A 23,351-nucleotide genomic window follows, 5' to 3' on the forward strand; every position below is an offset into this window, starting at 1 on the left:
TCGCCCCCGAAGCACTCTATGGGTAAGTTTTACCGTTTGACCACCACGGCGGGTTTACAGGCTGCCCTTGGCACATTACCTCCCGCAACCACCCTTGGTTTTGTGCCGACAATGGGGGCACTGCATGGGGGGCATGCCGCCTTGATCCAGCGGGCACGGCAAGAGTGTGATGTGGTCGTTGTCAGTATTTTTGTCAACCCGCTTCAGTTTGGCCCCCAAGAGGATTTGGAGCGCTATCCCCGTGCCCTTGAGGCGGATACGGCGCTTTGTCAGCAGTTAGGGGTGGATCTGCTCTTTGTGCCCAGTGTGGCTGAACTGTATCCAGCGGGGATGGAGAGTCTCACGGTAGTTGAGCCACCAAGGGAGTTAACGGAACGCCTCTGTGGGCGATCGCGCCCCGGCCATTTTGGCGGGGTAGCAACAATTGTGCTGAAGCTCTTGCATTTGGTGCAGCCCGATCGCGCCTATTTTGGCCAAAAGGATGCCCAGCAGTTAGCAATTATTCGCCGCTGTGTGGCGGATTTGAATCTGGACGTGGAGATCATTGGCTGCCCCATTGTCCGCGATGCCGATGGCCTTGCCCTCAGTTCCCGTAATCAATACCTCAGTGCGGGCGATCGCGCCACCGCCTTAGCCCTAAGTCAGAGCCTAGAGGTAGCCACCACCGCCTTCCGTCAGGGCTGCTTTGAAGCTAAGCAGCTATTAGAGCAGGTGCACCACCATCTGCGCCAGTTTCCCCAGTTGCGCCTCGACTATGCCGAATTGGTGCATCCCCAGACCCTTGTGCCCTTGGAACGCATTGAGACCGTGGGACTGCTGGCGATCGCGGGTTGGGTGGGGCAAACGCGCCTCATTGACAATTGCCTATTGGATCGCCGCCTGCCGATTCTGGCTGTGGATGGCCCTGCCGGCGCGGGGAAGTCAACCGTGACGCGACTAGCAGCCCAAGCCCTAGGGTTGCAGTACCTTGACACCGGTGCCATGTATCGAGCAGTAACTTGGTGGTGCTTGGGCAATAACATTGATCTCAGGGATGAGCCAGCCGTCGTAGAGGCGATCGCCCATTGTCAGTTGCGTCTTGAGAGCAGCGATCCCCCTCAACCCACACGGGTGTGGATCAACGATTGCGAGGTCAGCCAAGCGATTCGTTCCCTAGAGGTGACGCAGCGAGTGTCCCAAATTGCCGCCCTGCGGGGTGTGCGACGACTCATGGTACAACAACAGCGGGCGATCGGAGCCAATGGGGGCATTGCTGCCGAAGGTCGTGATATTGGTACCCATGTCTTTCCCGAGGCAGGCTTGAAAATTTTCCTAACGGCCTCGCCCGAAGAGCGTGCCCAGCGCCGCTGGCAGGAGTTACAACAACAAGGACAATGCGACCTCTCCTACGAGGAATTGCTCGCTCAGATTACCGCTCGCGACACAGCGGATCAGCAACGCACCTACGCCCCTTTTCGCAAAGCTGCCGATGCCATAGAAGTCTGTACGGACAACTTGGCGATCGATGAGGTGGTGAGTAAAATTGTTCATCTCTACCGCAGTCGCTTTCCTCAACCTTGATGAGCAAGGGAGATTTCCCGTACAGTAGCAGAGGAGAGTTCACGCCGAGCACATTTCTATGGATCGCAATCCCCTCGATCTTGTACAACAACTCTACTACACCGGTATTGGAGCGGCGGCTGCTGCCATTGAATCCCTACAGGATGAGGCCAAACGCCAAGAATACCTGACGCAACTGCGGGTGGATGCCCGCCAATTGGCCACCGTCTGTGCTGAGAAAGGCCGCCTCACCGAAGCGCAAGCACGGGAACTGATTCAAGCCTTCATTGCCCAACAGCAGCAACCCTCTGCGACCCCTGAGCCTGCTCCTCGCGAGAGTGCTGACTTAGCCGCAGATATTCAAACGCTTCTCGAAACGCTGCGCGCCATTCGCCAAGACCTACAGCAGGATTCTCAGGCACCCACGTCCTAGGATTTGCGCATTATTGGGAAGTCGGTGCCCTGAATGATGGCTCTTTAGTCGTTGTCCCAGCACTCACGGCCAATGAGGTCGCCAATGCGATCGCGCAGCATAAAATCACAGCGCTCTAGCTCTGCCTCAATGAGGGGCCACTCCCGAACGGGCACAAACTGGCAGAGGGTGTAAATGGGCTGCTGCCGACTCACCACACCTTTGGCCACCAGTCGTCGTGCTTCATCTTTGACGAGTTCGATGGAGTATTGAAGGGATTGAACCATAACATCCTCGTTTGGCTGAAGAGACCCTAGGATTCAGAATTGGCAAAGTGTAATATCCAATACTGAACTATTTTAACTTTTGCCCTAGGGAGCTACCTGTCATAATAACAAATGTTTCCTAAGTCAGGGGGTTCTGATCAAAAAATCCTACTACTGGTGGAAGCGAGTGGCGCGTCACCTGTTCTTGAGGTTACATTGACTGTCACTGCCCCAGAGCATCGTTTATCCTAGAGAAAGGCAATGCTAAACAAAATCTAAAGACTGCCCCATGGCTTTCCATCTTCCCCAATTGAGCTGCCAACTGCGTCCAGAGGTGGCTGCCCTCCAAACCGAACTTGTGCAGTGGCGACGCTATTTGCACCAACGACCAGAATTGGGCTTTCAAGAACACCTGACGGCGGCCTTTGTCAGTGAGAAACTACGGCAATGGGGCATTCAGCATCGCACGGGTATTGCGGAAACGGGAATTGTGGCCGTGATTCCGGGAGCGCGACCGGGGCCAGTGCTGGCGATTCGCGCCGATATGGATGCGCTGCCAGTGCAGGAGGAAAACGATAAGCCCTACCGCTCTCTCCATGAGGGGAAAATGCACGCCTGCGGGCACGATGGTCACACAGCGATCGCCCTTGGGACTGCGAAATACCTTGCTGAGCACCGCGATTTTGCTGGTACGGTCAAAATCATCTTTCAACCAGCGGAAGAAGGCCCCGGTGGGGCTAAACCCATGATTGAAGCGGGAGTTCTCGATGCCCCGAAAGTGGATGGCATTATTGGCCTGCACCTCTGGAACTTTCTGCCCGTTGGTACGGTGGGGGTGCGTAGTGGGCCGTTGATGGCGGCAGCGGAATTCTTTGAGTGTGAAGTACACGGCAAGGGGGGACACGCCGCTTTACCCCAATTTACGGTGGATACGGTTCTCGTTGTTGCCCAGATCATTACGGCTTTGCACACTATCGTCTCGCGCAACGTGGATCCCCTAGAGACAGCGGTGATTTCCGTGGGGGCAGTACATGCGGGCACCGCCAAGAACGTGATTGCCGATACCGCGACCTTTCGGGGAACAGTGCGATACTTTAAGCCAGAGTTGGGGGACTGGCTACCCCAGCGCATTGAACAGGTGATTGCGGGTATCTGTCAGAGTCATGGCGCCACCTATGACTTTCGCTATGAGCGGATGTATCCCCCCACCGTCAACGATGCCAAGATGGCGAAATTTGTGCGCTCTGTTGCTGAATCGGTGGTTGAGGTGCCGGCTGGGGTCACGTCCCACTGTCAAACCATGGCGGCGGAAGATATGTCATTTTTCCTGCAAGCGGTTCCGGGTTGCTACTTCTTTTTGGGGTCAGCCAATGGCACACTGGGGTTAGATTTTCCCCACCATCATCCCCGCTTTGATTTTGACGAAACTGTTTTAAGTATTGGGGTTGAGCTGTTTGTCCGCTGTGTGGAGAAATACTGTGGTCTAGTGGAGACCTAAATTTCCTATGTCCCTCACGGTACTCATTGCCGATGATGATCCCGGCATCCGCCTGTCGGTGAGTCACTTTTTGGAATCCGAAGGGTACTGTTGTCTGACGGCGGGAGATGGTGCCCAGGCTCTCGAAATGATCCACCGCTATCAGCCCCATCTGCTGATTACGGACATTGCCATGCCCAACATGAATGGCTATGAGTTGGTGCGGCAGGTGCGCCAGCATCCTTCATTGCGCTTACTACCGGTAATTTACCTCACCGCACGCACAGAACTAGAAGAGCGGATTCGCGCCTATCGCACCGGGGGCGATGTCTATCTTTCCAAGCCCTTTGACCTCAATGAGTTGGCAGCGGTGGTGCGTAACCTGTTGGATCGGGCGCAACTGGTACAAATCGAATGGCAGCAACGACAGCAACCCTTTGCGGCGCCGAAAACACGAACCCTCAGCGTTGATCTCACCCAACGGGAAAAGGAAGTGCTAGGGTTACTCGTGGCAGGACTCTCCAATGCCCAGATTGGCGATCGCCTGCACTTGAGCGCCCGAACGATTGAAAAGCACGTCAGTAGCCTCTTTCAAAAAACAGCGGTTCACAATCGAGCTGAGCTGGTGCGACTGGCCATTGAACAGGGCTTGGTGGAGCGACAAACCAGTTCCCAAGCTTGAGCCATAGCTGTTACCGTCAAGGAAGAGTGTTGAGGACCTGAAACGCGATGCAACGGATTCCCCCTGCCCCCGGCCAAGAATCGGTTTGGGACTATCCCCGTCCGCCCCGTGTTGAACCCACCTCAAAACACCTGCGGGTGGTCTTTAATAGTGTGGTGATTGCCGACACCCAGCGGGGACAGCGGGTACTAGAAACCAGTCATCCCCCAGTGTATTACTTTCCGCCAGAGGATGTACAGGTGCAGTATCTGCTGCCCTCAGCACGGCAAACCTTTTGCGAGTGGAAAGGACAAGGCGCCTACTACCACGTCAAGGTGGGCGATCGCCAAGCGGATAATGCAGCCTGGTACTATCCCAAACCTACCCCTGCTTTTGCGCCAATCTGCAACTACATTGCCTTCTATGCTGCTTTGATGGATGAATGCACCGTGGATGGTGTGGTGGTGATTCCGCAACCGGGGGGCTTCTATGGCGGCTGGATTACTCCGGACATTGTCGGCCCGTTTAAGGGGGCACCGGGGACTTGGGGCTGGTAAGGGCTGCTAAGTGTTTCTCAAATCACTCCATCTGCGCCACTTTCGCAACTACAGCGAGCAATCGGTGACGTTTGCTGCGCCAAAAACCATCGTCGTTGGGGACAATGCCCAAGGCAAGTCCAATTTGCTAGAGGCTGTGGAGTGGCTGGCCACACTGCAATCCCATCGCACCCATCGCGATCGCGACCTTATTCAGCAGGGACAAGAGAGTGCCCAAATTGAAGCCACCCTAGAGCGCCAAGGCGTCCCCCTTGATCTGGCGGTGAGTTTGCGCCCCCTCGCAGGCCGTGTCCTACGGGTGAATGGCTGTACCGTTAAGCGCACGGCGGAATTTCTGGGGCAACTCAATGCGGTGGAATTTTCCTGCTTGGATTTGGAACTGGTGCGGGGCACACCGGCCATTCGCCGCAACTGGTTGGATCGGATTTTGGTGCAATTGGAACCCCTTTATAGCCAACTGCTGCAAACCTACCAAAAAGCCCTGCGCCAACGGAATGCTCTCCTCAAACAGGCCGGCAGCCAAGGATGGGATGAAGCCCTCTGGCAGGCATGGAATCAGCAATTGGTGATCAATGGCACTCGCATTATCCGCCGCCGACAGCGCCTCATTGAACGCTTGGCACCCTTGGCACAGGATTGGCATCGCGTGTTGAGTGGCGATCGCGAGACACTCACCTTGACTTATGAGAGCCATGTGCCCCTTGGGGATGGCACTTCTGAAGTGATTGTGGCTGCCTTTAATGAGGCCTTGGCCGCTCGCCGCACTATTGAACTGCTGCAAAAAACCAGTCTGGTGGGACCGCACCGTGATGATGTGGGCTTGTGCCTCAATGAGCAAAGTGCCCGTCAATTTGCTTCCCAAGGGCAGCAGCGCACGCTGGTATTGGCGTTGAAACTGGCGGAACTGGCTCTTGTGGAAAGTGTGGTGGGCGACACTCCCCTTTTGTTGTTGGATGATGTCCTCGCCGAATTGGATTTGCAGCGGCAGGGAATTTTATTAGAGGTGATGGGCGATCGCTACCAAACGCTGATTACCACCACCCACCTTGCCCCCTTTGCCACCCCTTGGCGGCAACAAGCACAAATTCTTAAGGTGACGGCGGGGACGATCGCAAGCGTGCCTGACACTGCTGCTGAAACCAGTGACTAATCTGGGAAACGGTTAGCTCAGCAATGGGCACCCCCTCCCTTGCAGCAATTTGCCGCAGTTGCTTGAGGGCACTGATTAAAATTTGGCCATACCATGTCATAAACCCCCCTTGGCGCTGCTCCTCCGCTTGCAACTGGGGATCGGCAGCAACAAGTTCATAGACTTGGGCTTCCGTCAGGTCTTCGAGGGGGTTTCCCTCAGTCTTAGCTCGCAAATAGCGCTGGGCATACACCGCCACTCGAATAGCAAAGCGATCTGCGGCCGGTAAGAGCAGTTGATCAATCTCTTGACACTCACTGACGGTGAGCAGATCTGCAGGATTCATGAACGGCTTAGGCCAGTCCAGCGGGTGTCGGTGCTGCTGTGGATTCTTGGATATTAATCACGTTGGGCGTAAAGAGAAAGACCCCATCCCCAAGGCGCGATTGATGGCCATTGATGGCATAGGTGCTACCAGCGGCAAAATCAGAAATGCGCTGTGCCTCGGTGACATCGAGGTGCTCTAGGTTGAGAATCACTGCCTTGTCAGCCCGCAGCGCTTGAACGATCAGGGTCGTATCACTGAGGGACTGCGGCTTGATCACCACTACTTCATAGCCACTACTCAAGGAATGACCAAAGGCAGTCAGTTCACTCATGACAACTCCCCCCTGGGAACATAGCAACAGTACCTACGATTCAATAATGACATTAGACTTCATCCTGTTATACCGACTACATCAAAATTTATGCAAATTCCAGCCTTACAGTCTTGGCACTGCGTGAATTTTTGAGCAGGCATAGCTCTTTCTAATATCGGTTGCAGCCCCCACTGGGCATAGGCAAGTTACTGGTTGCGCACTAGAATAGGCGCACTTAGGTTTAGGAATGTCTCAATGATCAAACGTAGCCAAGCGAAGCGATATGGCTCCCTTGGGGCGATCGCCCTTCTGAGCGCGTATCTCGTGGTCGCGAGTCCTCACCCCGCCTTGGCGATGCACATTAGCGAGGGGTTTTTGCCCCTTGACTGGGCAGTGGGCTGGTGGCTGGTTTTTTTACCCTTTTTGGCATGGGGACTATGGGCACTGCGACAACAGATTCAACAGCAACCAGAGTCAACCCTGCTGATTGCCTTAGCCGGTGCCTATGCCTTTGTCCTCTCCTCGTTGAAGATTCCTTCCGTTACGGGTAGCTCTTCCCATCCGATGGGGATTGCCTTGGGAGCCGTTCTCTTTCGGCCACCGCTGATGGCCGTGCTGGGGACATTGGTGCTGCTCTTTCAAGCCCTGCTCCTTGCCCATGGCGGCCTGACCACCCTAGGCGCTAATGGCTTTTCGATGGCGGTGGTGGGACCTTGGTTGGCTGGGTTGACCTATTGGGGGATGTCCCGTGCCACGGCTAAGCCAGCGATCGCGATTTTTAGTGCTGCTCTGATCAGTAACTTGGCCACCTACTCGGTGACTTCTTTACAATTGGCATTGGCCTTTCCCGATAGTATGGGTGGGGTGGCGACGGCTTTTGCCAAGTTTGCGGCGCTCTTTGCTGTGACGCAGATTCCCCTGGCGATCAGTGAAGGGTTACTCACGGTGTTGGTGTGGAACTGGTTGACCACGTACTGCACAGCAGAATTGCAAACCTTAAAACTCTTGCCTGGAGGGGAATCCAATGAATAAAAAAACAGTGGCGTTCCTATTGGGCGGCGCAATTCTCTTAAGTACACTTCCCCTACTGCTGGTTAAGGGTGACTTTGAAGGTGCCGATGCCCAAGCCGAAGCGTTAATCAGCGAGGTGGCACCAGACTTTGAACCTTGGGCAGAGCCATTGTTTGAACCGCCCAGTGGTGAGATTGAATCCCTGCTGTTTGCTGTGCAAGCAGCTCTGGGGGCGGGGGTCATGGGGTTTATCTTGGGTCAGTACCGCGAACGCCATCGCCAAAGGGCAACCGCTGCCTCAAAATCGCAACAGTCCTGAGCAGTCAATGCACCATCACCTCGATACCTATGCCTATACCAATGGTCTGCGGCATTTGCACCCTGAACAAAAGTTGATTTTTGCGATCGCCAGCCTGTTATTGACGTTTTTTGCTCGCCCCCTTGTCCAGAGTTTGCTTTGGCTGTGGCTGAGCCTTTGGATTCTCGGCTATGCCCGCATTCCGTGGCGGGTTTATTTCACCCTCATAGCCACAGTTGCTGCGTTTTGGCTGGTGAGTTTGCCAGGGTTAGTGGTGCAAATCATCCCGACGGAGACTTTACGGGCTTCGGGGCAAGTGGTTCTCAGTGACATCTCCCTAATGGGCTGGTCGTTCTTTATCAGTGCCGAGAAATTGCACCAAGGCTTAACCCTAGGACTGCGGACAATGGTTGCCAGCACCTGTTTACTATTGATTTTATTGACGACCCCCTTTCCAGCCCTGTTGAGTGTGGCCGAGCGCTGGCGGGTTCCCCATTTCATCCTCGATATTCTGATGTTGATGTACCGCTATATCTTCACCCTCTTAGAAACCGCTTTCACGCTGCAATTGGCGCAGCGGGCACGGGGCGGCTATCAACGGCGATCGCGCTGGCTCGTTAGTGTGAGCCTGTTGGCGGCTCAACTCCTGCAGCAGTCTCTGTACCGCTATGAACAGGTGAACCTTGCCCTGCTCAGTCGTGGCTTTCAGGGGCAGTTTCGGGTATTGCGTCCCCAGTCCTATGCCTATTCGCAACGGTATGGCCTTGAAATCGTCATTGGTGGCGGTGCCCTCATTCTGCTGAATGCAATCACCTGAGATGTCTGTGCCGCTACTGGAATTTCATCAGGTTGGCTTTCGCTATCCCAATACCACTACCCCCGTGCTGCAAAACTGCTCCTTTACCCTAGAGGCGGGACAGAAAGTTGCCCTTTTGGGGCTGAATGGCTCAGGCAAATCAACGCTCTTTTATCTGACAGCGGCCCTCTATCGGCGCGATCGCGGTGAAATTTACTGGCAAGGGCAACGGCTCGTCCATCAACCAGAGCGACTGCGGCAGTGGCGTCAACGCATTGGCTTGGCCTTTCAAGACCCCGAACAGCAACTGGTGGCAGCCACCGTGGCGGAGGATATCTCCTATGGGCTGTACAACTTAGACCTACCCAGCGCCGAAATCGAAGCGCGTTTGTACCAAACCCTAGAGGACTTTGATTTAGTGGAGCTTGCCGATCGCCCCCTGCATCATTTGAGTTTGGGGCAAAAACGGCGGGTGGCACTGGCTGGAGTAATGGCCTTAGCACCGACGCTATTACTGCTCGATGAACCCACCACCTATCTCGACTATCAGCAGCGGCAGCAACTGGAGCAGGCCCTAGAGAACATTCACCAGCAGGGAACCACGATTATGATTGCCACCCATGATCTTGATTTTGCCTATGGCTGGGCCGACTGGATTATGGTGCTGGTCAATGGTCAGGTCACCGTGAGCGATCGCGCTTCCCATGTCTTTGGGCAGTGGCCGACCCTTGCCCCTGAATTGGGAACGCCTACCCTACTGCACCTGTGGCAACAATTTCCGCCCTTTTGGCGTCGCCAGCGACCCTTGCCCCGCACCCCCTTAGCCTTGAGTCAAGAATTGGCTGCTCTCTTTCAGGAATTCCAAAGGAGCGATCGCCCCTAAAGACCAAGGTGCCGATGTTCAGGACTCCGGTGAAAATGATAAGCTAGGCGATGGGTAGAATATCCAACTGTTCACTAATTACCAGCGTATTATTTGCGGCATCAGGCAGAACCTTTATGGCCACAATTATGGTTGTTGATGACAGCCCCACCCTGCGGGCAATGATTGTTCAGCTGATGAAAGAGCAGAACTATGACGTTGTTGAGGCTGAGGATGGTATCGAAGCCCAAGAAAAGATCAAGGCTCAATGTCCTGATTTGGTGATTCTGGATGTGGTGATGCCGCGCATGAATGGTTACGAACTGTGCCGCTGGATTAAGGGTGAAGCGGCTTGCCAAAGTGTGCCCGTGATCATGTGCACCACCAAAAGCGAAGAGTTTGATATTCACTGGGGTAAAAAGCAGGGGGTGGATGCCTACATCACCAAACCCTTTGATCCTGCAGAACTCATTGCCACTGTTAAACAACTCCTAGGATAGTCCTAAATCCAAGACGGCAACCACATCCGCCTCAAAAAGTCTTGGGGCGTCAGGGGTAGTCCTAAATACAGGGGGAGCCAGTAGAGGAAGCCCCCAACAACGACCCCTAGGACGGCAATGCCTGCCCAGCGTGCCCAAGCTCCCCAATCGCGGCTGGCTTCCCAGACCAAGGCCAAGGCCATAAAGCTATAGAGGGCAGCGGGGAGGGAGTGATAGATAAAGACACAGCGGCTCACCAGTGCCCAGGGCAAGAGATTGGCAGCATAGTTTAAGAGCACAAAACGGCCTGCGGTTGTCGTCAATCTAAGGGGGATAAGAGCCAACGTGGCCAAGGTGCCCAGCCACAGAAGAGGGGGATTAAAGAGGGCATAGACGGCATAAACCCATTGGGTATCTGCCAGTGGTAGGGGCGGGCCAATGACGGGCACGGTTTCACTGAGGGTTTGCACCCGCTGAAAAAAGTAGCTCATGGGGCGCAGCAGGAGCGGCCAAGACCACCACGGCGAACAGTAGGGATGGGCAGTACTGGCCACACTGCGGTGAAAGTTAAACATTTGGCGATGGAGGTCAAGTAGGCTCTGGTGGGGATGAAACTGGAGATGGGGTAGCCAGAGCAGGGTATAAACCACAAAGGCGACAACGGGGAGTAGCAGGCACATCTGCCACCACTGGTAAGTGGTCTTCCATTCAGCAGGCAGCGGTAACCTCTGCTGGAGAAGCCAGAAAAGCCCTACCCCCAACAGGAATCCCAAGCCACTCCACTTCACTGCCCCACAGGCGCCAAAGGCAATGCCTGCGGCCATCAGCCAGAGCGATCGCGCCCTTCCTTGGTAGCGCAACCCCCATAGCCAGAGAATCTGTGCCACCACCCCAAAAAGGACAAGGGAGATATTGATGAGAGCATAGCGAGACTCCACCAAAAAGAGGCCATCGAGGGCAACAAAGAGTCCCGACAACAACGCCACGGGCGATCGCCGCGTCAGGAGATAGGCCAACACTGCCACCGCTATGGGAATCAGTGATCCCATCAGGGCATTCAACCAGCGATAGCCCCAAGGGTGAAAGCCACCCCCCAGCCAAATGCTCAGGGCAATCAGGTATTTTCCCAAAGGCGGATGGGCATCAAAGAAAGGAACACCGGCGAGATAGTTGCGGCCAAAGCGGGCAAAATAGACCTCATCAAATACCAGTGTGGGAAAGCGAGTCAGCCCCCAAAAGCGGGTGGCAAGGGCAAAGAGCCACAGCAGCAGTAGCCCCAAGGGCATCCTAAGCCGCTCCCTGCAACTCCGCTGTCCGCACTGCAATCCGTTGGCTGCGATCGCCCCGTTGAACGGTCAGGTTGAGAACTTGCCCCACAGCGGCACTATCAACAATCCCCTGCAACTGATCGGCACTGGTAATCGGTTCCCCATCGACGGCTGTAATCACATCCCCCCAGCGCAGACCAGCTTTTGCCGCCGGTGTATTGGGCAACACTTGCAGGACAAGAACGCCATTGACCTCTGGCAGAATCACTGGTGAGTTGGGATTAGCATTGTTTTCCTTGGCCATTGCTGGCGTGAAGGTGGTCATTTGAATGCCAATGTAGGCGTGTTGAATTTTTTCACCGCGAATCAGGCGCTCTTGCAGGGCTTTGGCCTTATTAATTGGAATCGCAAAGCCAATCCCCATGGCATCGGCACGAATGGCAGTGTTAATGCCAATCACTTCTCCCTCTTCGTTGAGCAACGGCCCCCCAGAATTGCCGGGGTTGATGGCCGCGTCCGTTTGAATAAAATCAAGGCGCTTATCGGGGATACCCACTTGGGCGCTGGAACGGTGGAGTGTACTGACAATGCCCAATGTGACGGTGTTATCAAGGCCAAGGGGATTCCCGACGGCGATCGCCCAATCCCCCACTTTCACGTCACTGGAATTGCCGAGGGGCGCAGTGGGTAGGGGTTCGGTGACCCCTTTGAGTTTGACAATCGCTAGATCAGATACCTCATCCACGCCGCGCACTTCTCCCTCAAAGACCCGGCCATCCTTGAGGCGCACCGTCACCGTATCTGCTTGACTCACCACATGGGCGTTGGTCATGACAATGCCACTGGGATCAATGATGAACCCCGACCCCTGACCCCGCAGCCGATCCTCTTGGGGGGGCAAGGCTAAACCGGGGAAAAATTGGCGAAAGAAGGGATCACTCAAGAGGGGATCCGCTGGGCGCACAATCGTGCGTTCGGTATCAATGCGAACAACCGCATCGCCAACCCGCTCCACTGCGGCTGCCACAAAACTATGGTGAGCTGCTGCTGCCCACACCGGTGTACCGCTACTGAGGCACCAAACAAGAGCAAGGCCAAGGCAGCATTTGAGGGTCTGCTGAAGCAAATGGGCAAGGCGTTTCATCATTGGTGGCCTAAAGCGCAACAGAGTCATTTCTGATTGTATCGAAGCCCCCCCTCTGGCTGTGAATCCAAAGCACAAATCTGCATAGGAGGGGAATGTCCCTCAGAACAAGAATCAATGTCACAATCGTAAAGGTATTCAAGTTTAGGGGCACTATGCTGCGGATTGGCATTGTCGGGCTGGGACTCATTGGTGGTTCACTGGGCATTGATCTGCGGGCAAAGGGGCACTATGTGGTTGGGCTGAGTCGGCGTCCTGAAACCTGTGAGCGGGCGATCGCCAAGGGTGCCATTGACTGGGGCAGTACGGAGCCAGAAATTTTGCGTGCCCTTGATCTGGTGTTTCTCTGTCCCCCCATTGGCAGCATTCTCAGTGTCGCCTTGGATATTACCCCCTACCTCAGTCCAGAAACAGTGCTGACAGACGTGGGATCCGTCAAGGGAGAAATTGTCCCCGCCCTCGAAAAACTCTGGCCTCGCTATGTCGGTGGGCACCCGATGGCCGGTACCGCAGAATCCGGCATTGAAGCGGCGCAAGCCCATCTCTTTGACAATGCCCCCTATGTTCTCACCCCAACCCTCTACACTGACAGTGCGGCCATTGACTGTGTGGCTGGTGTGGTCAATGATCTCGGCGCCAAGCTACTCTATGCCACCCCCTCGGATCACGATCGCGCTGTTGCTTGGATTTCCCACCTTCCCGTCCTCGTGAGTGCAGCACTGATTCTTGCGAATGCCCAAGAAGCCAATGAGCCGATTCGGAAGCTTGCCCAGCAGTTGGCTAGCTCCGGCTTTCGCGATACCAGCCGTGTTGGCGGCGGCAATCCAGAGTTGGGACGGATGATGGCGGAATATAACCGCGCGGCGTTGCGCCACTGCCTGATCCACTACCGTGCCACCCTTGATGATCTGATTCGCCAAGTGGAGCAGGAGGACTGGGAGCGGCTGCAAACCACCCTAGAACAGGCGCAAGCCTACCGCGAGCAGGTCTATCCCTCAGGGACGCCGCCGGTAGTTTAAACGACGCACAATCCAGTAACTGGCAGACAAGGCCAAGATGGCGATCGCCAGCCCCAAGAGCTTTGCCACCGTTTCCGGTTGGCCAATATCCAGAATGATAATTTTGCGGGCAATGGCAATTAGAGACGTGACAATTACTAGCTCAACGATTTGCGACGAGACGTGGGTTTTCAGGTAGGCGGTGATATTTTCAAGAATCTCCAGAGCCACAAGCACATTGAGAAAGAGGCCAAAGATTTTCACCAGTTCAAGGCTAAACTGTCCCAAGGGGGGTGAGAATAGCTCCACGGTCAAAATCCGCCCCAAATCAATAATGGCGACGATGACCACCAGCAGCATCCCGATCGCCAGCACCCGAGTCGCGATCCCCTCAATCTGACTGAGCAACTGCAAAAACCGCTGATTGTCCTGAAGTAGAAGAATTACCTCTTGCCAAAAGAGAATCAAAGGCCGTAGCCAGCATCGCATCCCTAGACCTCAGCCAGAAGAACAAGGGGAGTGTAGGCTACTGGTTCCACCAAACGAGTGTTGAGGCCTAGCCGCTGAAACGCCACTTGCAGTTCCTCAAGGGTGCCTTTGACCGAGAGCAGTCGCGGTAGCCATCCCTGAAGACGGAGGGTACCATTGCCAGCAGTGGTGATCATCACCTTGGGCTGAAGCCATTGTCCCAATTCCAATGCCGTTTTGCCCCCCTTGAGAATCGCACCCACCATGGGTAAACAGACATCCAACAGCGGCGTAATCACCACATCCACCTTGCCGTAGGTGCGCAGCCACGAATCATGACAGCCGTGGGGTTCATAGTAGAGACTTTGAGTGCCCCAGCGCACAATGTAACCATTTTCCTGTTGACGAGGGCCGATACTGGCGCCCTTGGTGGCTTGGATTGTGAGATCGCGGTACGTGTAGGTTTGGTGGGGGCTAAGGGCAATCACTGTTTCAAAGCCAAGGCCTTGGGCAACTTTGGCAGCACTGGGGGAGGCAATGACCGGTAGGGCGCGATCGCAGGTGCGGAGGGTAGGTTCATGGCAGTGATCTGGTAGCCCTTGGGAAAGCAAAATGACATCCCCATCGCTTGGCATGGGGCAGGGGCGCGATCGCTCCGCCTGAAACAGCCAAGGCGTGTTGCCAAAAGTCAGTGCCCCCACAAACCACGGATCAACCAAAATCCGCGTATGACCTAACTTCCACAACCAAGTATTGCTCTCCAACCACGTTAACTGCATTGCCCCGCTCCTACAGTAATCGCGCCAAGATATTGTAAATTAGCAAAAAAATGTTGCCCATAACCATGCAACCCAACCCCACTAAACCACAAATGAGCAGCGCTGTCACACCCCCTAGGCCTGCTTGCAAGAGGGGGACAAAAAAAAGAACTGCCCCTGAAATGACTGCAATGATCAACTGCTCCCAGTGTTCAATCCAGCGTTTGTACTGCAAAAACACCAAAAAGGCAAATAGAGCACCAATCAACCCCGCACTCACACCAACAGGCAACTGCCAAGCGGTCATCAAACTAAAAATCATCAACCCCAAGGCCGTCATTTCAAAGCCCGTAAAGCCAGCACCAATGAGAATTTTCAATGCCGGTAAGGGAGGCGCAGGCTGGCGGGGCGGTTTTGCTTTCGGACGTGGTGTGCTGGTCGGTGGCATCACCGGTCCAGGTGAAGGAGGGGGTGCCGGTTGTGACACTACGGGTGGCGGGGAAGGGGGTGCTACTGTTACTGGTTGTGGCAGTGGAGGCGGTGGTGGGGCGGGGGTAGAGTAAGCATTTAAGTCCGCTAAGACCTCTGCCGCTGATTGGTAGCGATCGCTAGGCGCCGGTTGTAGCATGCGATCGAGAATGGCTTGCAGTTGTGGACTGACTTGGGCATAGGAATGCCAATGCCAGCGGTTGTTATAAGCGTCGAATAGCTCACTGGGATCTTTGCCGGTCAGCAATATGATACAAGTCACTGCTAAGGCATAGAGATCTGAACTGGGATAGACCCGTTCCCCCCGTGCTTGTTCCGGTGGCGCATAGTATTGGGTATAAATACCCGTAAAGTGTCCTTGTTGTCCCCCCGCTTGGGAAATCTGCTTCACCGCACCAAAATCCAGCAGATAGAGCCGCCCTTGGCCGGGAAACTTTGTCTTGCTGGGGTGCTGGCGCATAATATTTGAGAGCTTAATATCACGGTGGATCGAGCCGTGGTCATGGACGTACTGCAACACGGGTAGGAGTTCCCGCAGCACCTGCCGCACCTCTTCCTCACTAAAGCATCCCTTTTGAGCCAGTTCATCCTCGAGGGTTTCGCCGTCAATATATTCCTGTACCAAGTAGAAATACTGCTCTACCCCTTGTCCATCCACACTGGGGACTTCTTCAGCAAAAAATGCTAGTAAATCAGGAATCTGCGCATGCTGCCCCAGTTGGTCGAGAACTTCACCCTCTCGCTCAAAGAGTTCCTGAGCTTTTTGCCGACTCTGGGGATCGGACACGTTGGGACGAAATTGCTTAATCACACACTCACGCCGACCAGGGGTATCCAAATCCCGTGCTAGATAGGCCGCCCCAAACCCCCCCTGACCCAGAACCCGCTCTGCAACGTATCGTCCCCGTAGAATCAAGGGCATCCCACAGGCCGTACAAAATCGCTCCGCCACGCGACTGTAGCGTTTGTTGGGGTTGTCTAAGTCTGGAACATCGTTTTGGGGACAACGACAGTGGGGACGGGTGCAATAGACAAGCATGGCAAGGGTGGCAAGATCGTTTCCTTGATCATCATAGTGCCGTCATGGCAGGCAAGGCTAAGCCAAAGACCCAATACTTTTTGGGCGAACACTGAGTAAAGCTGATGGTCGGACTCGAACCGACGACCTACTGATTACAAGTCAGTTGCTCTACCAACTGAGCTACACCAGCACTACCCCTAGTGTACTACGCTTTGGCAGTAGTGAGAAATCCGAGACTATAGTCTCTTTCATAAACAATTGCGCACTGCCAAGCCAGATAGACAGTCTAAAATAAGGCTGCATGCTCAGTTAGAACAGTTAGCCTTGGCATCTTGAGCTGTTTATGATTTATTGCAAAACACTGCAGACATCGGCAAAGTGTAGGAAAATAGGCTAAATCTCGATGAGTTTGCTGTGGCAGTTCCACACCCGTGATTATTCTGCACCTGTTAGATCCTTGGAAACGCACCCCGGTCAAAACATGGCGTTTCCCGATTAAAACGACCATCCGTATTGGTCGTGCCGCAGATAACGATGTGATTCTCAATGATATTCTCATTAGTCGCTATCACGCTGAACTGTGTTGCTATCGGGATCCAGAAAATCTCGGACGTTGGTATCTCAAAAGTTTGGGGGCGATCGGGACGTTTGTTGATGGTCGCCTTGTTGATGAGAGCAAACTTGCCAGTGGCAGTCTCATTCAGCTAGGCCCCACAGGCCCAATTCTTGAATTCCATGAGCAAACCTTTCGCCGCAGTGCGCCCACCCTCAGTGAGTGTACCCATGCCGGTAATATGCCGGGGAATCTGTTTTGCATTCACTGTGGTCAACCCCTCAATGTGCAGCGCACCATACGCAACTATCACATCCTGCGCCTTTTAGGGCATGGCGGCATTGGCACAACCTACTTGGCCTGTGAAGCGCAACCCTCCGGGGGATGGACTGGCAAGGTACCGGAGGTGTGGGTTCTCAAAGAACTGCGGTCTGATATGGAGGACAATGAAAAGGCACAGGAACTCTTTGAACGGGAAGCTCGCATCTTACAGCTCCTTGACCATGCAGGGATTCCCCGCTTTTATGACTTTTTTGTGGAAGATGGTAAAAGCTATTTGGTGATGGAACTCATTCATGGCATTGACCTAGAGCGCTGGGTACTGCGCAATGGCACGGTGCCGATTCCTCAGGCGGTGCAGTGGATGATTCAAACCTGCGGTGTCTTGGACTATCTGCACAATCAGGATCCACCCGTGATTCATCGGGATCTCAAACCCAGTAACCTACTGGTGCGATCGCGCGATAACCAAATTGTTTTGATTGACTTTGGGGCGGTCAAAGAACTGGGGCATTCCCCCGGTGGCACCCGCATTGCCGTGGAGGGCTACAGTGCTCCGGAACAGATGATGGGTCAACCCACCATTCAGTCGGATCTATTTGCAGTAGGCGCAACCCTAGCCTTTTTGCTGTTGGGGGATAGTCCGATTCGTTTCTATCACCACTGTGATGGCTTTCATCGCCTTGATGTTTCGGATCGCCCCGAGATTCCCGACCCCTTGAAACAGGTGTTGCACCGCGCTACGGCTCCTCTGTTGCCCGATCGCTATCCTTCCGCGATTGCTTTGGCCAAAGCGCTGAGGGAGGCTCTGGCGGCAGTGTCCCAGGCGTCCTCCCACGTTTGAGTCCCAAGTTTTTAAGGTCATTTTGCGTTTCTATGATTTATCTGCCTGTTACTGCTCTACTTTTTGTGCTGCTGTTACTGTCGCTGCCTTTCCTTTGGCTAGCGATCGCCCTCGATGCTGTACAAGTGGCCGTTGCCAAGTTGGGCTTTTCACCTACTGCTGCTTCGGTCTTACTGCTGCTTGTGATTCTCGGCAGCACGATTAATATCCCCCTCTATGAGCGGGTTTCTACGGTGGCCATTGTTCCCGACTTTGAAGAACTCTGGCTCAGTCGGTTTTGGGGCATTCCCCTGCGCAAAATTGAGCAAAAGACGATTGTGGCACTGAATGTGGGGGGCGGCTTGATCCCGACGGTGCTAGCCCTCTATCAATTTACCCGCGTCAGTCCCTTGGCAATTCTCTTGGTGACGGCAATTGTGGCCGCTGTCAGTTACTACTCTGCTCAGGTGGTACCGGGGATTGGTATTCAAATGAATGCCTTGGTCGCGCCCCTAACAGCAGCAATGACAGCCATTTTGATTTCTGGGGGCGTGGCGGCGGCACCCATTGCCTTTGCCGGAGGTGTGCTGGGAACCCTGATTGGTGCAGATTTACTCCACCTACGGGAAATTGAGCGGATGTCGGCGGGAGTGCTGAGTATTGGTGGTGCGGGTGTTTTTGATGGTATTGCCTTATGTGGGCTATTTGCCCTGCTATTAACTTAGGCATACCCGTAGTAGGAATGACCATGATAAAGTGCTGGATGGAATGCTAAAACCTGTGAGAAAGGATCTATGGGTCTGCTGGCTGGCTATCAATTTGTCAAGGATTTAGAATCCGCTGGGGCATTGGCACTCTTTGTTCCCCCGGAGGGTGGTTTTGAGGGTCGTTATCAACGGCGACTGCGTTCCAAGGGCTATACCACCTTGCACATGAGCGCACCGGGTTTGGGGGATTTAGCAGCCTACCTGACCCAAGCGCACGGGATTCGTCCGGCTCACACGGGCAAGGAAGACATTCGCGTTTATTTCCAGCCCCCCCTAGTGACCTACCACTTGGAAAACCTGCCCCCCAATGCCAAGGGACTGGTGCTTTGGCTGATTGATGGCAAGCGGCTCTCAAGGCAGGAATTTGCCTACTTGGCACAGTTAACCCAGACCCTACCGAAGTTCAAAGTGGTGGTGGAAGTGGGGGGCGATCGCACTGTGCGCTGGGAACCCCTTGCTGATTGGGTCGCTGCCGCTTAAGACCAGACACGTCTTGCGTCAATCAATAAACTGCCTACTCACCCCTTGACGGTTCCCCTGAAACCCTGAAGGATATAGGTCAAGAGAGCGCGATCGCGCTGTATCAAAAATAACCATTGGGGAAGGGACAATGACCTCGAATTCCGATATTTCAGGGAAAAAAACTGCAGCCGGCATTTGCGGTATTCTCTTGGGTGCCTTGGGCATTCACAAGTTTGTTCTCGGCTACAACACGGAGGGCTTGATCATGCTACTGGTGAGTCTTTTGACCTGTGGCCTGCTTGCCCCTGTCATAGCCATTATTGGCCTCATTGAGGGCATTATTTACCTGACCAAAAGTGATCAAGAATTTCACAGAACATACATTGCTAACAAAAAAGGCTGGTTTTAGATCCTAGGGCTGGTTCCATCGCAGGCGCATCAGGGGGTCAGCCTATGGCCATCGTTGGCCTGTTAGAATAACATGCGTGGCATTTACCCATCAGCGTCTTCTGGCATATCCATTGCAGCCCAGCAGTGACCTACGAACCCCTGCATCACAAATATCGTCCCCAACGCTTTGCAGATCTAGTGGGTCAAGGGGCGATCGCCACCACGCTTACCCAAGCCCTACTCAAGGAGCGCATTGCCCCTGCCTATCTTTTTTGTGGTCCTCGCGGCACGGGTAAAACCTCTAGTGCCCGTATTTTGGCTAAGTCCCTCAACTGCCTGAGGAGTGCCAAGCCTACCCCCGATCCCTGTGGCCAGTGTGAAGTCTGCCGTCAGGTGGCCAACGGCAACAGCTTAGATGTGATTGAAATTGATGCTGCCAGCCACACGGGGGTGGACAATATCCGCGAACTGATTGAGAAGGCACAATTTGCCCCAGTACAGTGTCGCTACAAAGTTTATGTGATTGACGAATGCCACATGCTCAGTGTGTCGGCCTTCAATGCCCTCCTCAAAACCCTAGAGGAGCCGCCGCCCCATGTGGTCTTTGTCCTTGCCACCACAGATCCGCAGCGAGTCTTGCCAACAATTATTTCCCGCTGTCAGCGGTTTGATTTTCGGCGGATTCCCCTAGGGGAGATGGTTGCCCACCTTCAGCACATTGCCGATAAGGAGCAAATTGACATTGAGCCGCAGGCCTTGACCCTGGTGGCGCAATTGTCCCAAGGGGGACTGCGGGATGCTGAAAGCTTGCTGGATCAGTTGAGCTTATATCCTGAACGGATCACCGTAGAACATGTATGGCAACTGGCTGGGGCAGTACCAGAACAGGATCTGCGGCAATTGCTGGGGGCGATCGCCCGTCGGGATGCGGTGGCGGTTCTTGAGCACACCCGCCAATTACTAGAACGGGGTCGCGATCCGCTGACAATTCTGCAAAATCTGGCCAGTCTCTACCGTGATTTGCTCTTGGCGAAAACCGTCCCTGAACGGCAGGACTTGGTAGCCCTGACAGCAGAAACTTGGCAGGCTTTGATTGCCGTTGCTGAGGGATGGTCCGTTGAGGAGATTCTGCATGCCCAACAACATCTGCGCACCTGTGAAAGCCAAATCAAACAGAGCAGTCAACCCCGTCTCTGGCTGGAAATTAGCATTCTGGGGTTGATGACGGAAACGGCACCCCAATCCAGTGTGCCCAATGTAGCGCCTACTGCCATTCCGAAGCTCACGATTGTCTCGCCCCCTCAGCCTGACCCCCCAGGGATTGCGGCACCCCCCAAGGAGTCAGAGTCACCAGTCAAACATATTCAAATTAAAGACACGAAAGACACGGTTGCTCCAGCTCCTGAACCCAAGCCAACCCCTGAACCGCGGGCAGATCATACCGAACCTGTGTGGGAACAGGCACTACAGGTCTTGCAGCAGATGCAAATGAGCACCTATGCTCTGCTCTCGCAGCATGGTCATCTGCGACAAATGAGCGATCGCGAGGTGCACATCGGCATTGTTAATCAAACTTTGTTAAATCTGACAAAGAATAACCAAGCCAAAATTGAAGCCGCCTTTGCCCAAGTTCTAGGCCGCCGCATCAAAGTCGCCTTTGAGATTGCCCCCCTACCCCACAAAACCACGCCTGCGCCAAAAGCCAAGGAGCCGCCGCACTCCGCTGTCGTCGTTCCCTTTCAGCCACGGGAAGAGCCACCGCCACCCCCCATAGAACCAACCTCTACTCCACCCCCGCCCCCTCTCACCACTGCCCCGGATCCTGTGCGTGAATCTGCCGAAAAACTGGCACGATTCTTTAACGGGGTGGTTATTCGCTTACCCGATGAGGGAGAAAGTCCAGACACCCCAATTGCTGAAGCCTCTGAGGAGGATGAGCTTGAGTTTTAAGGGCTGTCGGGGTCTAGGCTTGATCGAGGGATTGCGCAACAGCAAGATGCAATTGAATTTTTGGCTCTGAGTCAAGGGGGGTCTGAAGCTGCGCCTGTAACGCCGCCACTGCCGTCAAAAAGGCTGTCAAATCTAGGCCGCAAAAGTTCGGATCACACTGCTCTAGACGACGCCGCCCTTCCCCCAACAGCAAAATCGCCCCCCGCTGGTTACCCCGACTCAGGTGATAGCAGGCCACGGCAATTTGTAGCAGACCTTGGTAAAACGTGCGCTCAGGTTCACTGGCCTCTAACCAGATGGCTTCGAGGGTGTCATGGCAGGCATAGAATTCGCCGCTGTTGAATTGAGTGATGGCTAGGGCAAGCTCAGGACGCATCATTGATTGGGAAAGCGCAATGGGCGATAATAGTAAAGAATCATGACATTTTTTAACGAATATCGGCAGAGCTTGTGCAAAATCCTCGAACTGTCTCTGATACCAAACGCGCCTTTTATGCAGCTCACACGCGACCGATTCACTCGATCTACCGTCGCTTTATTGAAGAACTGCTGGTCGAAATCCACCTGCTGCGCGTCAATGTAGATTTTCGCTACTCTCCCCTATTTGCCCTTGGGGTCGTGACCGCCTTTGACCAGTTTATGGAGGGGTATCAGCCTGAGGGCGATCGCGCCAGTATTTTTCATGCCCTCTGCGGCGCTGAGGAAATGAACCCGCAACAGCTGCAGGCGGATGCCGCCAGTTGGCAACAGTACCAAGGCCGCCCCTTGAGTCAAATCCTCGATGAACTCAACAGGGGTCAACCCAGTGCCCCCCTCAACAGCCTCAACCACGAGGGCAAATATAGCCGCCTCCATGCGGTAGGACTGTATGCCTTCCTTGAGGAGCTGGCGGGGGATCTGACAACGAATCTCAACGAGACACTGGATCAACTGGCTCCCGTCATTAAGCTGCCGATCGAGAAAGTCAAGCGGGATCTTGAACTCTACCGCAGCAACCTCGACAAAATCAATCAGGCTCGCAGTCTGATGAAAGAACTTGTGGAGCAAGAACGCAAGCGTCGTGCTCAGGAGACCTCTCCCCCACCCGCTGTAGATGCTAGTTCCGATGCACCGGCCTGATCCGCCCCAACTCATTACCCTCGATGCGGTCGGCACCCTCTTTGGCCTACGGGAATCCGTGGGTACCGTTTATGGTCGCTTTGCTGCTGAAGTCGGGGTTCAGGTTGATTCAGCCGCATTAGATGTGGCCTTCTTTAAGGCCTTTAGGGCTACCCCGCCCTGCGCTTTCCCTGATCTTGAGGCTTCACAACGGGCAGAGGCAGAATTGCGGTGGTGGCAAGGGGTTGCGGCAGACACATTTCGCCGCGCGGGCGTCTTGGATCAATTTGCTGATTTTGAGACGTTTTTTGCTCCAGTCTTTGCCTACTATGCCACGGCTGAACCTTGGTCTCTGTATGAGGATGTCTTGCCTGCTTTGAAGAATTGGCAAACGCAGGATATTCCCCTGAGGGTGGTGTCCAATTTTGATAGCCGTTTGTATGGTGTCCTCGAGGCCTTGGGGTTAGCGCCGTTTTTCAAGGAGGTGTGGATTTCCAGTGAGGTGGGGGCGGCGAAACCGAATCGGCTGATCTTTGAGCGGGCGGTGACCCCCTATGCGACCTCTCAGGTTTGGCACATTGGTGACAGTTGGGAGGATGATGTCCTCGGTGCCCAAGGTGCTGGTCTGCAAGCGATTTGGCTGCGGCGCGATCGCCCGCTCTTGCCAGATCCAAGTATCAAGGAGACCCGAGCAGTGCCACAAATTGCTGACCTCTCAGAGGCGCAAGTTATACTGAGTGGGAAAGCGTCATAAC

The 23,351-nt window shown here is 54.4% G+C and carries 28 protein-coding genes and 1 tRNA gene; 19 read left to right on the forward strand and 10 right to left on the reverse strand.

Features of this window, described 5'->3' with window-relative positions:
- Positions 1 to 18 precede the first annotated feature (18 nt).
- The gene (locus tag RHH81_RS12430; RefSeq protein ID WP_310743125.1) at positions 19 to 1,560 is read left to right on the forward strand and encodes a bifunctional pantoate--beta-alanine ligase/(d)CMP kinase; all 1,542 of its coding nucleotides are present in this window, start codon (positions 19 to 21) and stop codon (positions 1,558 to 1,560) included.
- Between the two features lie 58 nt (positions 1,561 to 1,618).
- Positions 1,619 to 1,972 (forward strand): hypothetical protein, encoded by a 354-nt coding sequence (locus RHH81_RS12435; protein ID WP_206200438.1) that lies wholly within the window; start codon positions 1,619 to 1,621, stop codon positions 1,970 to 1,972.
- Positions 1,973 to 2,016: 44 nt separating this feature from the next.
- Here the strand turns inward: RHH81_RS12435 and RHH81_RS12440 are convergent, their stop codons facing one another.
- Positions 2,017 to 2,238 (reverse strand): DUF4327 family protein, encoded by a 222-nt coding sequence (locus tag RHH81_RS12440; RefSeq protein ID WP_024123956.1) that lies wholly within the window; start codon positions 2,236 to 2,238, stop codon positions 2,017 to 2,019.
- 268 nt (positions 2,239 to 2,506) lie between these two features.
- Between RHH81_RS12440 and RHH81_RS12445 the strand changes: the two genes are divergently transcribed.
- From RHH81_RS12445 to recF, 4 genes are read left to right on the forward strand one after another with little or no spacing between them, the layout of a single operon-like run.
- A complete protein-coding gene (locus RHH81_RS12445) occupies positions 2,507 to 3,715 on the forward strand; it encodes a M20 family metallopeptidase (protein WP_206200439.1) in 1,209 nt (402 codons plus the stop codon).
- Positions 3,716 to 3,722: 7 nt separating this feature from the next.
- Positions 3,723 to 4,376 (forward strand): response regulator transcription factor, encoded by a 654-nt coding sequence (locus RHH81_RS12450; RefSeq protein ID WP_206200440.1) that lies wholly within the window; start codon positions 3,723 to 3,725, stop codon positions 4,374 to 4,376.
- 47 nt (positions 4,377 to 4,423) lie between these two features.
- The gene (locus tag RHH81_RS12455) at positions 4,424 to 4,912 is read left to right on the forward strand and encodes a DUF427 domain-containing protein (RefSeq protein ID WP_310438631.1); all 489 of its coding nucleotides are present in this window, start codon (positions 4,424 to 4,426) and stop codon (positions 4,910 to 4,912) included.
- A gap of 10 nt (positions 4,913 to 4,922) precedes the next feature.
- Entirely contained in the window at positions 4,923 to 6,062 is a 1,140-nt protein-coding gene (gene recF, locus RHH81_RS12460) for a DNA replication/repair protein RecF (protein ID WP_206200442.1), read from the forward strand.
- Here the strand turns inward: recF and RHH81_RS12465 are convergent.
- Positions 6,001 to 6,387 (reverse strand): hypothetical protein, encoded by a 387-nt coding sequence (locus tag RHH81_RS12465; RefSeq protein ID WP_206200443.1) that lies wholly within the window; start codon positions 6,385 to 6,387, stop codon positions 6,001 to 6,003. The two genes, recF and RHH81_RS12465, sit on opposite strands and share 62 nt — an antisense overlap.
- 7 nt (positions 6,388 to 6,394) lie before the next feature.
- Positions 6,395 to 6,700: a cell division protein SepF gene (locus RHH81_RS12470; RefSeq protein WP_149821405.1), complete on the reverse strand. Its 306-nt coding sequence runs from the start codon at positions 6,698 to 6,700 to the stop codon at positions 6,395 to 6,397.
- Between the two features lie 237 nt (positions 6,701 to 6,937).
- Here RHH81_RS12470 and RHH81_RS12475 point away from each other — a divergent pair, with 237 nt between their 5' ends.
- The 5 genes from RHH81_RS12475 (at position 6,938) to RHH81_RS12495 (ending at position 10,149) form a co-directional block, all read left to right on the forward strand.
- Positions 6,938 to 7,714: an energy-coupling factor ABC transporter permease gene (locus RHH81_RS12475; protein WP_310743126.1), complete on the forward strand. Its 777-nt coding sequence runs from the start codon at positions 6,938 to 6,940 to the stop codon at positions 7,712 to 7,714.
- Positions 7,707 to 8,012 (forward strand): energy-coupling factor ABC transporter substrate-binding protein, encoded by a 306-nt coding sequence (locus tag RHH81_RS12480; protein ID WP_206200444.1) that lies wholly within the window; start codon positions 7,707 to 7,709, stop codon positions 8,010 to 8,012. The genes RHH81_RS12475 and RHH81_RS12480 overlap by 8 nt, the downstream gene beginning before the upstream one ends.
- A gap of 7 nt (positions 8,013 to 8,019) precedes the next feature.
- Complete coding sequence (cbiQ, locus tag RHH81_RS12485; RefSeq protein ID WP_310743127.1) at positions 8,020 to 8,808, forward strand: cobalt ECF transporter T component CbiQ; 789 nt, start codon at positions 8,020 to 8,022, stop codon at positions 8,806 to 8,808.
- Between the two features lies 1 nt (position 8,809).
- Entirely contained in the window at positions 8,810 to 9,670 is an 861-nt protein-coding gene (locus RHH81_RS12490) for an ABC transporter ATP-binding protein (protein WP_310743128.1), read from the forward strand.
- A 116-nt stretch (positions 9,671 to 9,786) separates the two neighbouring features.
- Complete coding sequence (locus RHH81_RS12495) at positions 9,787 to 10,149, forward strand: response regulator transcription factor (RefSeq protein WP_206200447.1); 363 nt, start codon at positions 9,787 to 9,789, stop codon at positions 10,147 to 10,149.
- A gap of 2 nt (positions 10,150 to 10,151) precedes the next feature.
- On the opposite strand, the gene RHH81_RS12500 is transcribed toward RHH81_RS12495, so the two are convergent.
- Both RHH81_RS12500 and RHH81_RS12505 read right to left on the reverse strand, forming a co-directional pair.
- Positions 10,152 to 11,414, reverse strand: a complete 1,263-nt coding sequence (locus tag RHH81_RS12500) for a phospholipid carrier-dependent glycosyltransferase (protein ID WP_310743129.1) — start codon at positions 11,412 to 11,414, stop codon at positions 10,152 to 10,154.
- A gap of 1 nt (position 11,415) precedes the next feature.
- Positions 11,416 to 12,543 (reverse strand): HhoA/HhoB/HtrA family serine endopeptidase, encoded by a 1,128-nt coding sequence (locus RHH81_RS12505; RefSeq protein ID WP_206200449.1) that lies wholly within the window; start codon positions 12,541 to 12,543, stop codon positions 11,416 to 11,418.
- Positions 12,544 to 12,698: 155 nt separating this feature from the next.
- On the opposite strand from RHH81_RS12505, the gene RHH81_RS12510 reads away from it, so the two are divergent.
- Positions 12,699 to 13,559, forward strand: a complete 861-nt coding sequence (locus RHH81_RS12510; protein ID WP_225901722.1) for a prephenate/arogenate dehydrogenase — start codon at positions 12,699 to 12,701, stop codon at positions 13,557 to 13,559.
- Here RHH81_RS12510 and RHH81_RS12515 read toward each other — a convergent pair.
- From RHH81_RS12515 to RHH81_RS12530, 4 genes are all read right to left on the reverse strand, one after another.
- The gene (locus RHH81_RS12515; protein WP_302677354.1) at positions 13,536 to 14,027 is read right to left on the reverse strand and encodes a phosphate-starvation-inducible PsiE family protein; all 492 of its coding nucleotides are present in this window, start codon (positions 14,025 to 14,027) and stop codon (positions 13,536 to 13,538) included. The genes RHH81_RS12510 and RHH81_RS12515 overlap by 24 nt on opposite strands.
- A gap of 2 nt (positions 14,028 to 14,029) precedes the next feature.
- Entirely contained in the window at positions 14,030 to 14,785 is a 756-nt protein-coding gene (locus RHH81_RS12520) for an MBL fold metallo-hydrolase (protein ID WP_206200452.1), read from the reverse strand.
- Positions 14,786 to 14,795: 10 nt separating this feature from the next.
- The gene (locus RHH81_RS12525) at positions 14,796 to 16,292 is read right to left on the reverse strand and encodes a serine/threonine-protein kinase (protein ID WP_206200453.1); all 1,497 of its coding nucleotides are present in this window, start codon (positions 16,290 to 16,292) and stop codon (positions 14,796 to 14,798) included.
- A 99-nt stretch (positions 16,293 to 16,391) separates the two neighbouring features.
- Positions 16,392 to 16,464: transfer RNA gene (locus tag RHH81_RS12530), tRNA-Thr, on the reverse strand.
- A gap of 241 nt (positions 16,465 to 16,705) precedes the next feature.
- On the opposite strand from RHH81_RS12530, the gene RHH81_RS12535 reads away from it, so the two are divergent.
- From RHH81_RS12535 to RHH81_RS12555, 5 genes are all read left to right on the forward strand, one after another.
- Positions 16,706 to 17,950, forward strand: a complete 1,245-nt coding sequence (locus RHH81_RS12535) for a protein kinase domain-containing protein (RefSeq protein ID WP_310743130.1) — start codon at positions 16,706 to 16,708, stop codon at positions 17,948 to 17,950.
- Positions 17,951 to 17,982: 32 nt separating this feature from the next.
- Positions 17,983 to 18,654 carry a DUF1614 domain-containing protein gene (locus RHH81_RS12540; RefSeq protein WP_206200455.1) on the forward strand — a complete coding sequence of 224 codons (672 nt, stop codon included), beginning with the start codon at positions 17,983 to 17,985 and terminating at the stop codon, positions 18,652 to 18,654.
- Between the two features lie 69 nt (positions 18,655 to 18,723).
- On the forward strand, positions 18,724 to 19,176 hold the full coding sequence (gene ndhN / locus RHH81_RS12545; protein ID WP_149821379.1) for a photosynthetic/respiratory NAD(P)H-quinone oxidoreductase subunit N: 453 nt from the start codon (positions 18,724 to 18,726) through the stop codon (positions 19,174 to 19,176).
- 130 nt (positions 19,177 to 19,306) lie between these two features.
- On the forward strand, positions 19,307 to 19,567 hold the full coding sequence (locus tag RHH81_RS12550; RefSeq protein WP_206200456.1) for a TM2 domain-containing protein: 261 nt from the start codon (positions 19,307 to 19,309) through the stop codon (positions 19,565 to 19,567).
- A gap of 125 nt (positions 19,568 to 19,692) precedes the next feature.
- A complete protein-coding gene (locus RHH81_RS12555) occupies positions 19,693 to 21,498 on the forward strand; it encodes a DNA polymerase III subunit gamma/tau (RefSeq protein WP_302678469.1) in 1,806 nt (601 codons plus the stop codon).
- 13 nt (positions 21,499 to 21,511) lie between these two features.
- Here RHH81_RS12555 and RHH81_RS12560 read toward each other — a convergent pair whose 3' ends face one another.
- Positions 21,512 to 21,877: a DUF309 domain-containing protein gene (locus RHH81_RS12560; protein ID WP_206200458.1), complete on the reverse strand. Its 366-nt coding sequence runs from the start codon at positions 21,875 to 21,877 to the stop codon at positions 21,512 to 21,514.
- Between the two features lie 71 nt (positions 21,878 to 21,948).
- Here RHH81_RS12560 and psb29 point away from each other — a divergent pair, with 71 nt between their 5' ends.
- Together psb29 and RHH81_RS12570 are read left to right on the forward strand one after the other, a co-directional pair.
- On the forward strand, positions 21,949 to 22,617 hold the full coding sequence (gene psb29, locus RHH81_RS12565; protein ID WP_302677349.1) for a photosystem II biogenesis protein Psp29: 669 nt from the start codon (positions 21,949 to 21,951) through the stop codon (positions 22,615 to 22,617).
- Positions 22,604 to 23,350 (forward strand): HAD family hydrolase, encoded by a 747-nt coding sequence (locus RHH81_RS12570; protein ID WP_206201708.1) that lies wholly within the window; start codon positions 22,604 to 22,606, stop codon positions 23,348 to 23,350. Before psb29 ends, RHH81_RS12570 begins: the two co-directional genes overlap by 14 nt.
- Position 23,351 lies beyond the last annotated feature (1 nt).

It is taken from the genome of Thermosynechococcus sp. PKX95, assembly GCF_031583295.1.
Classification (GTDB): domain Bacteria; phylum Cyanobacteriota; class Cyanobacteriia; order Thermosynechococcales; family Thermosynechococcaceae; genus Thermosynechococcus.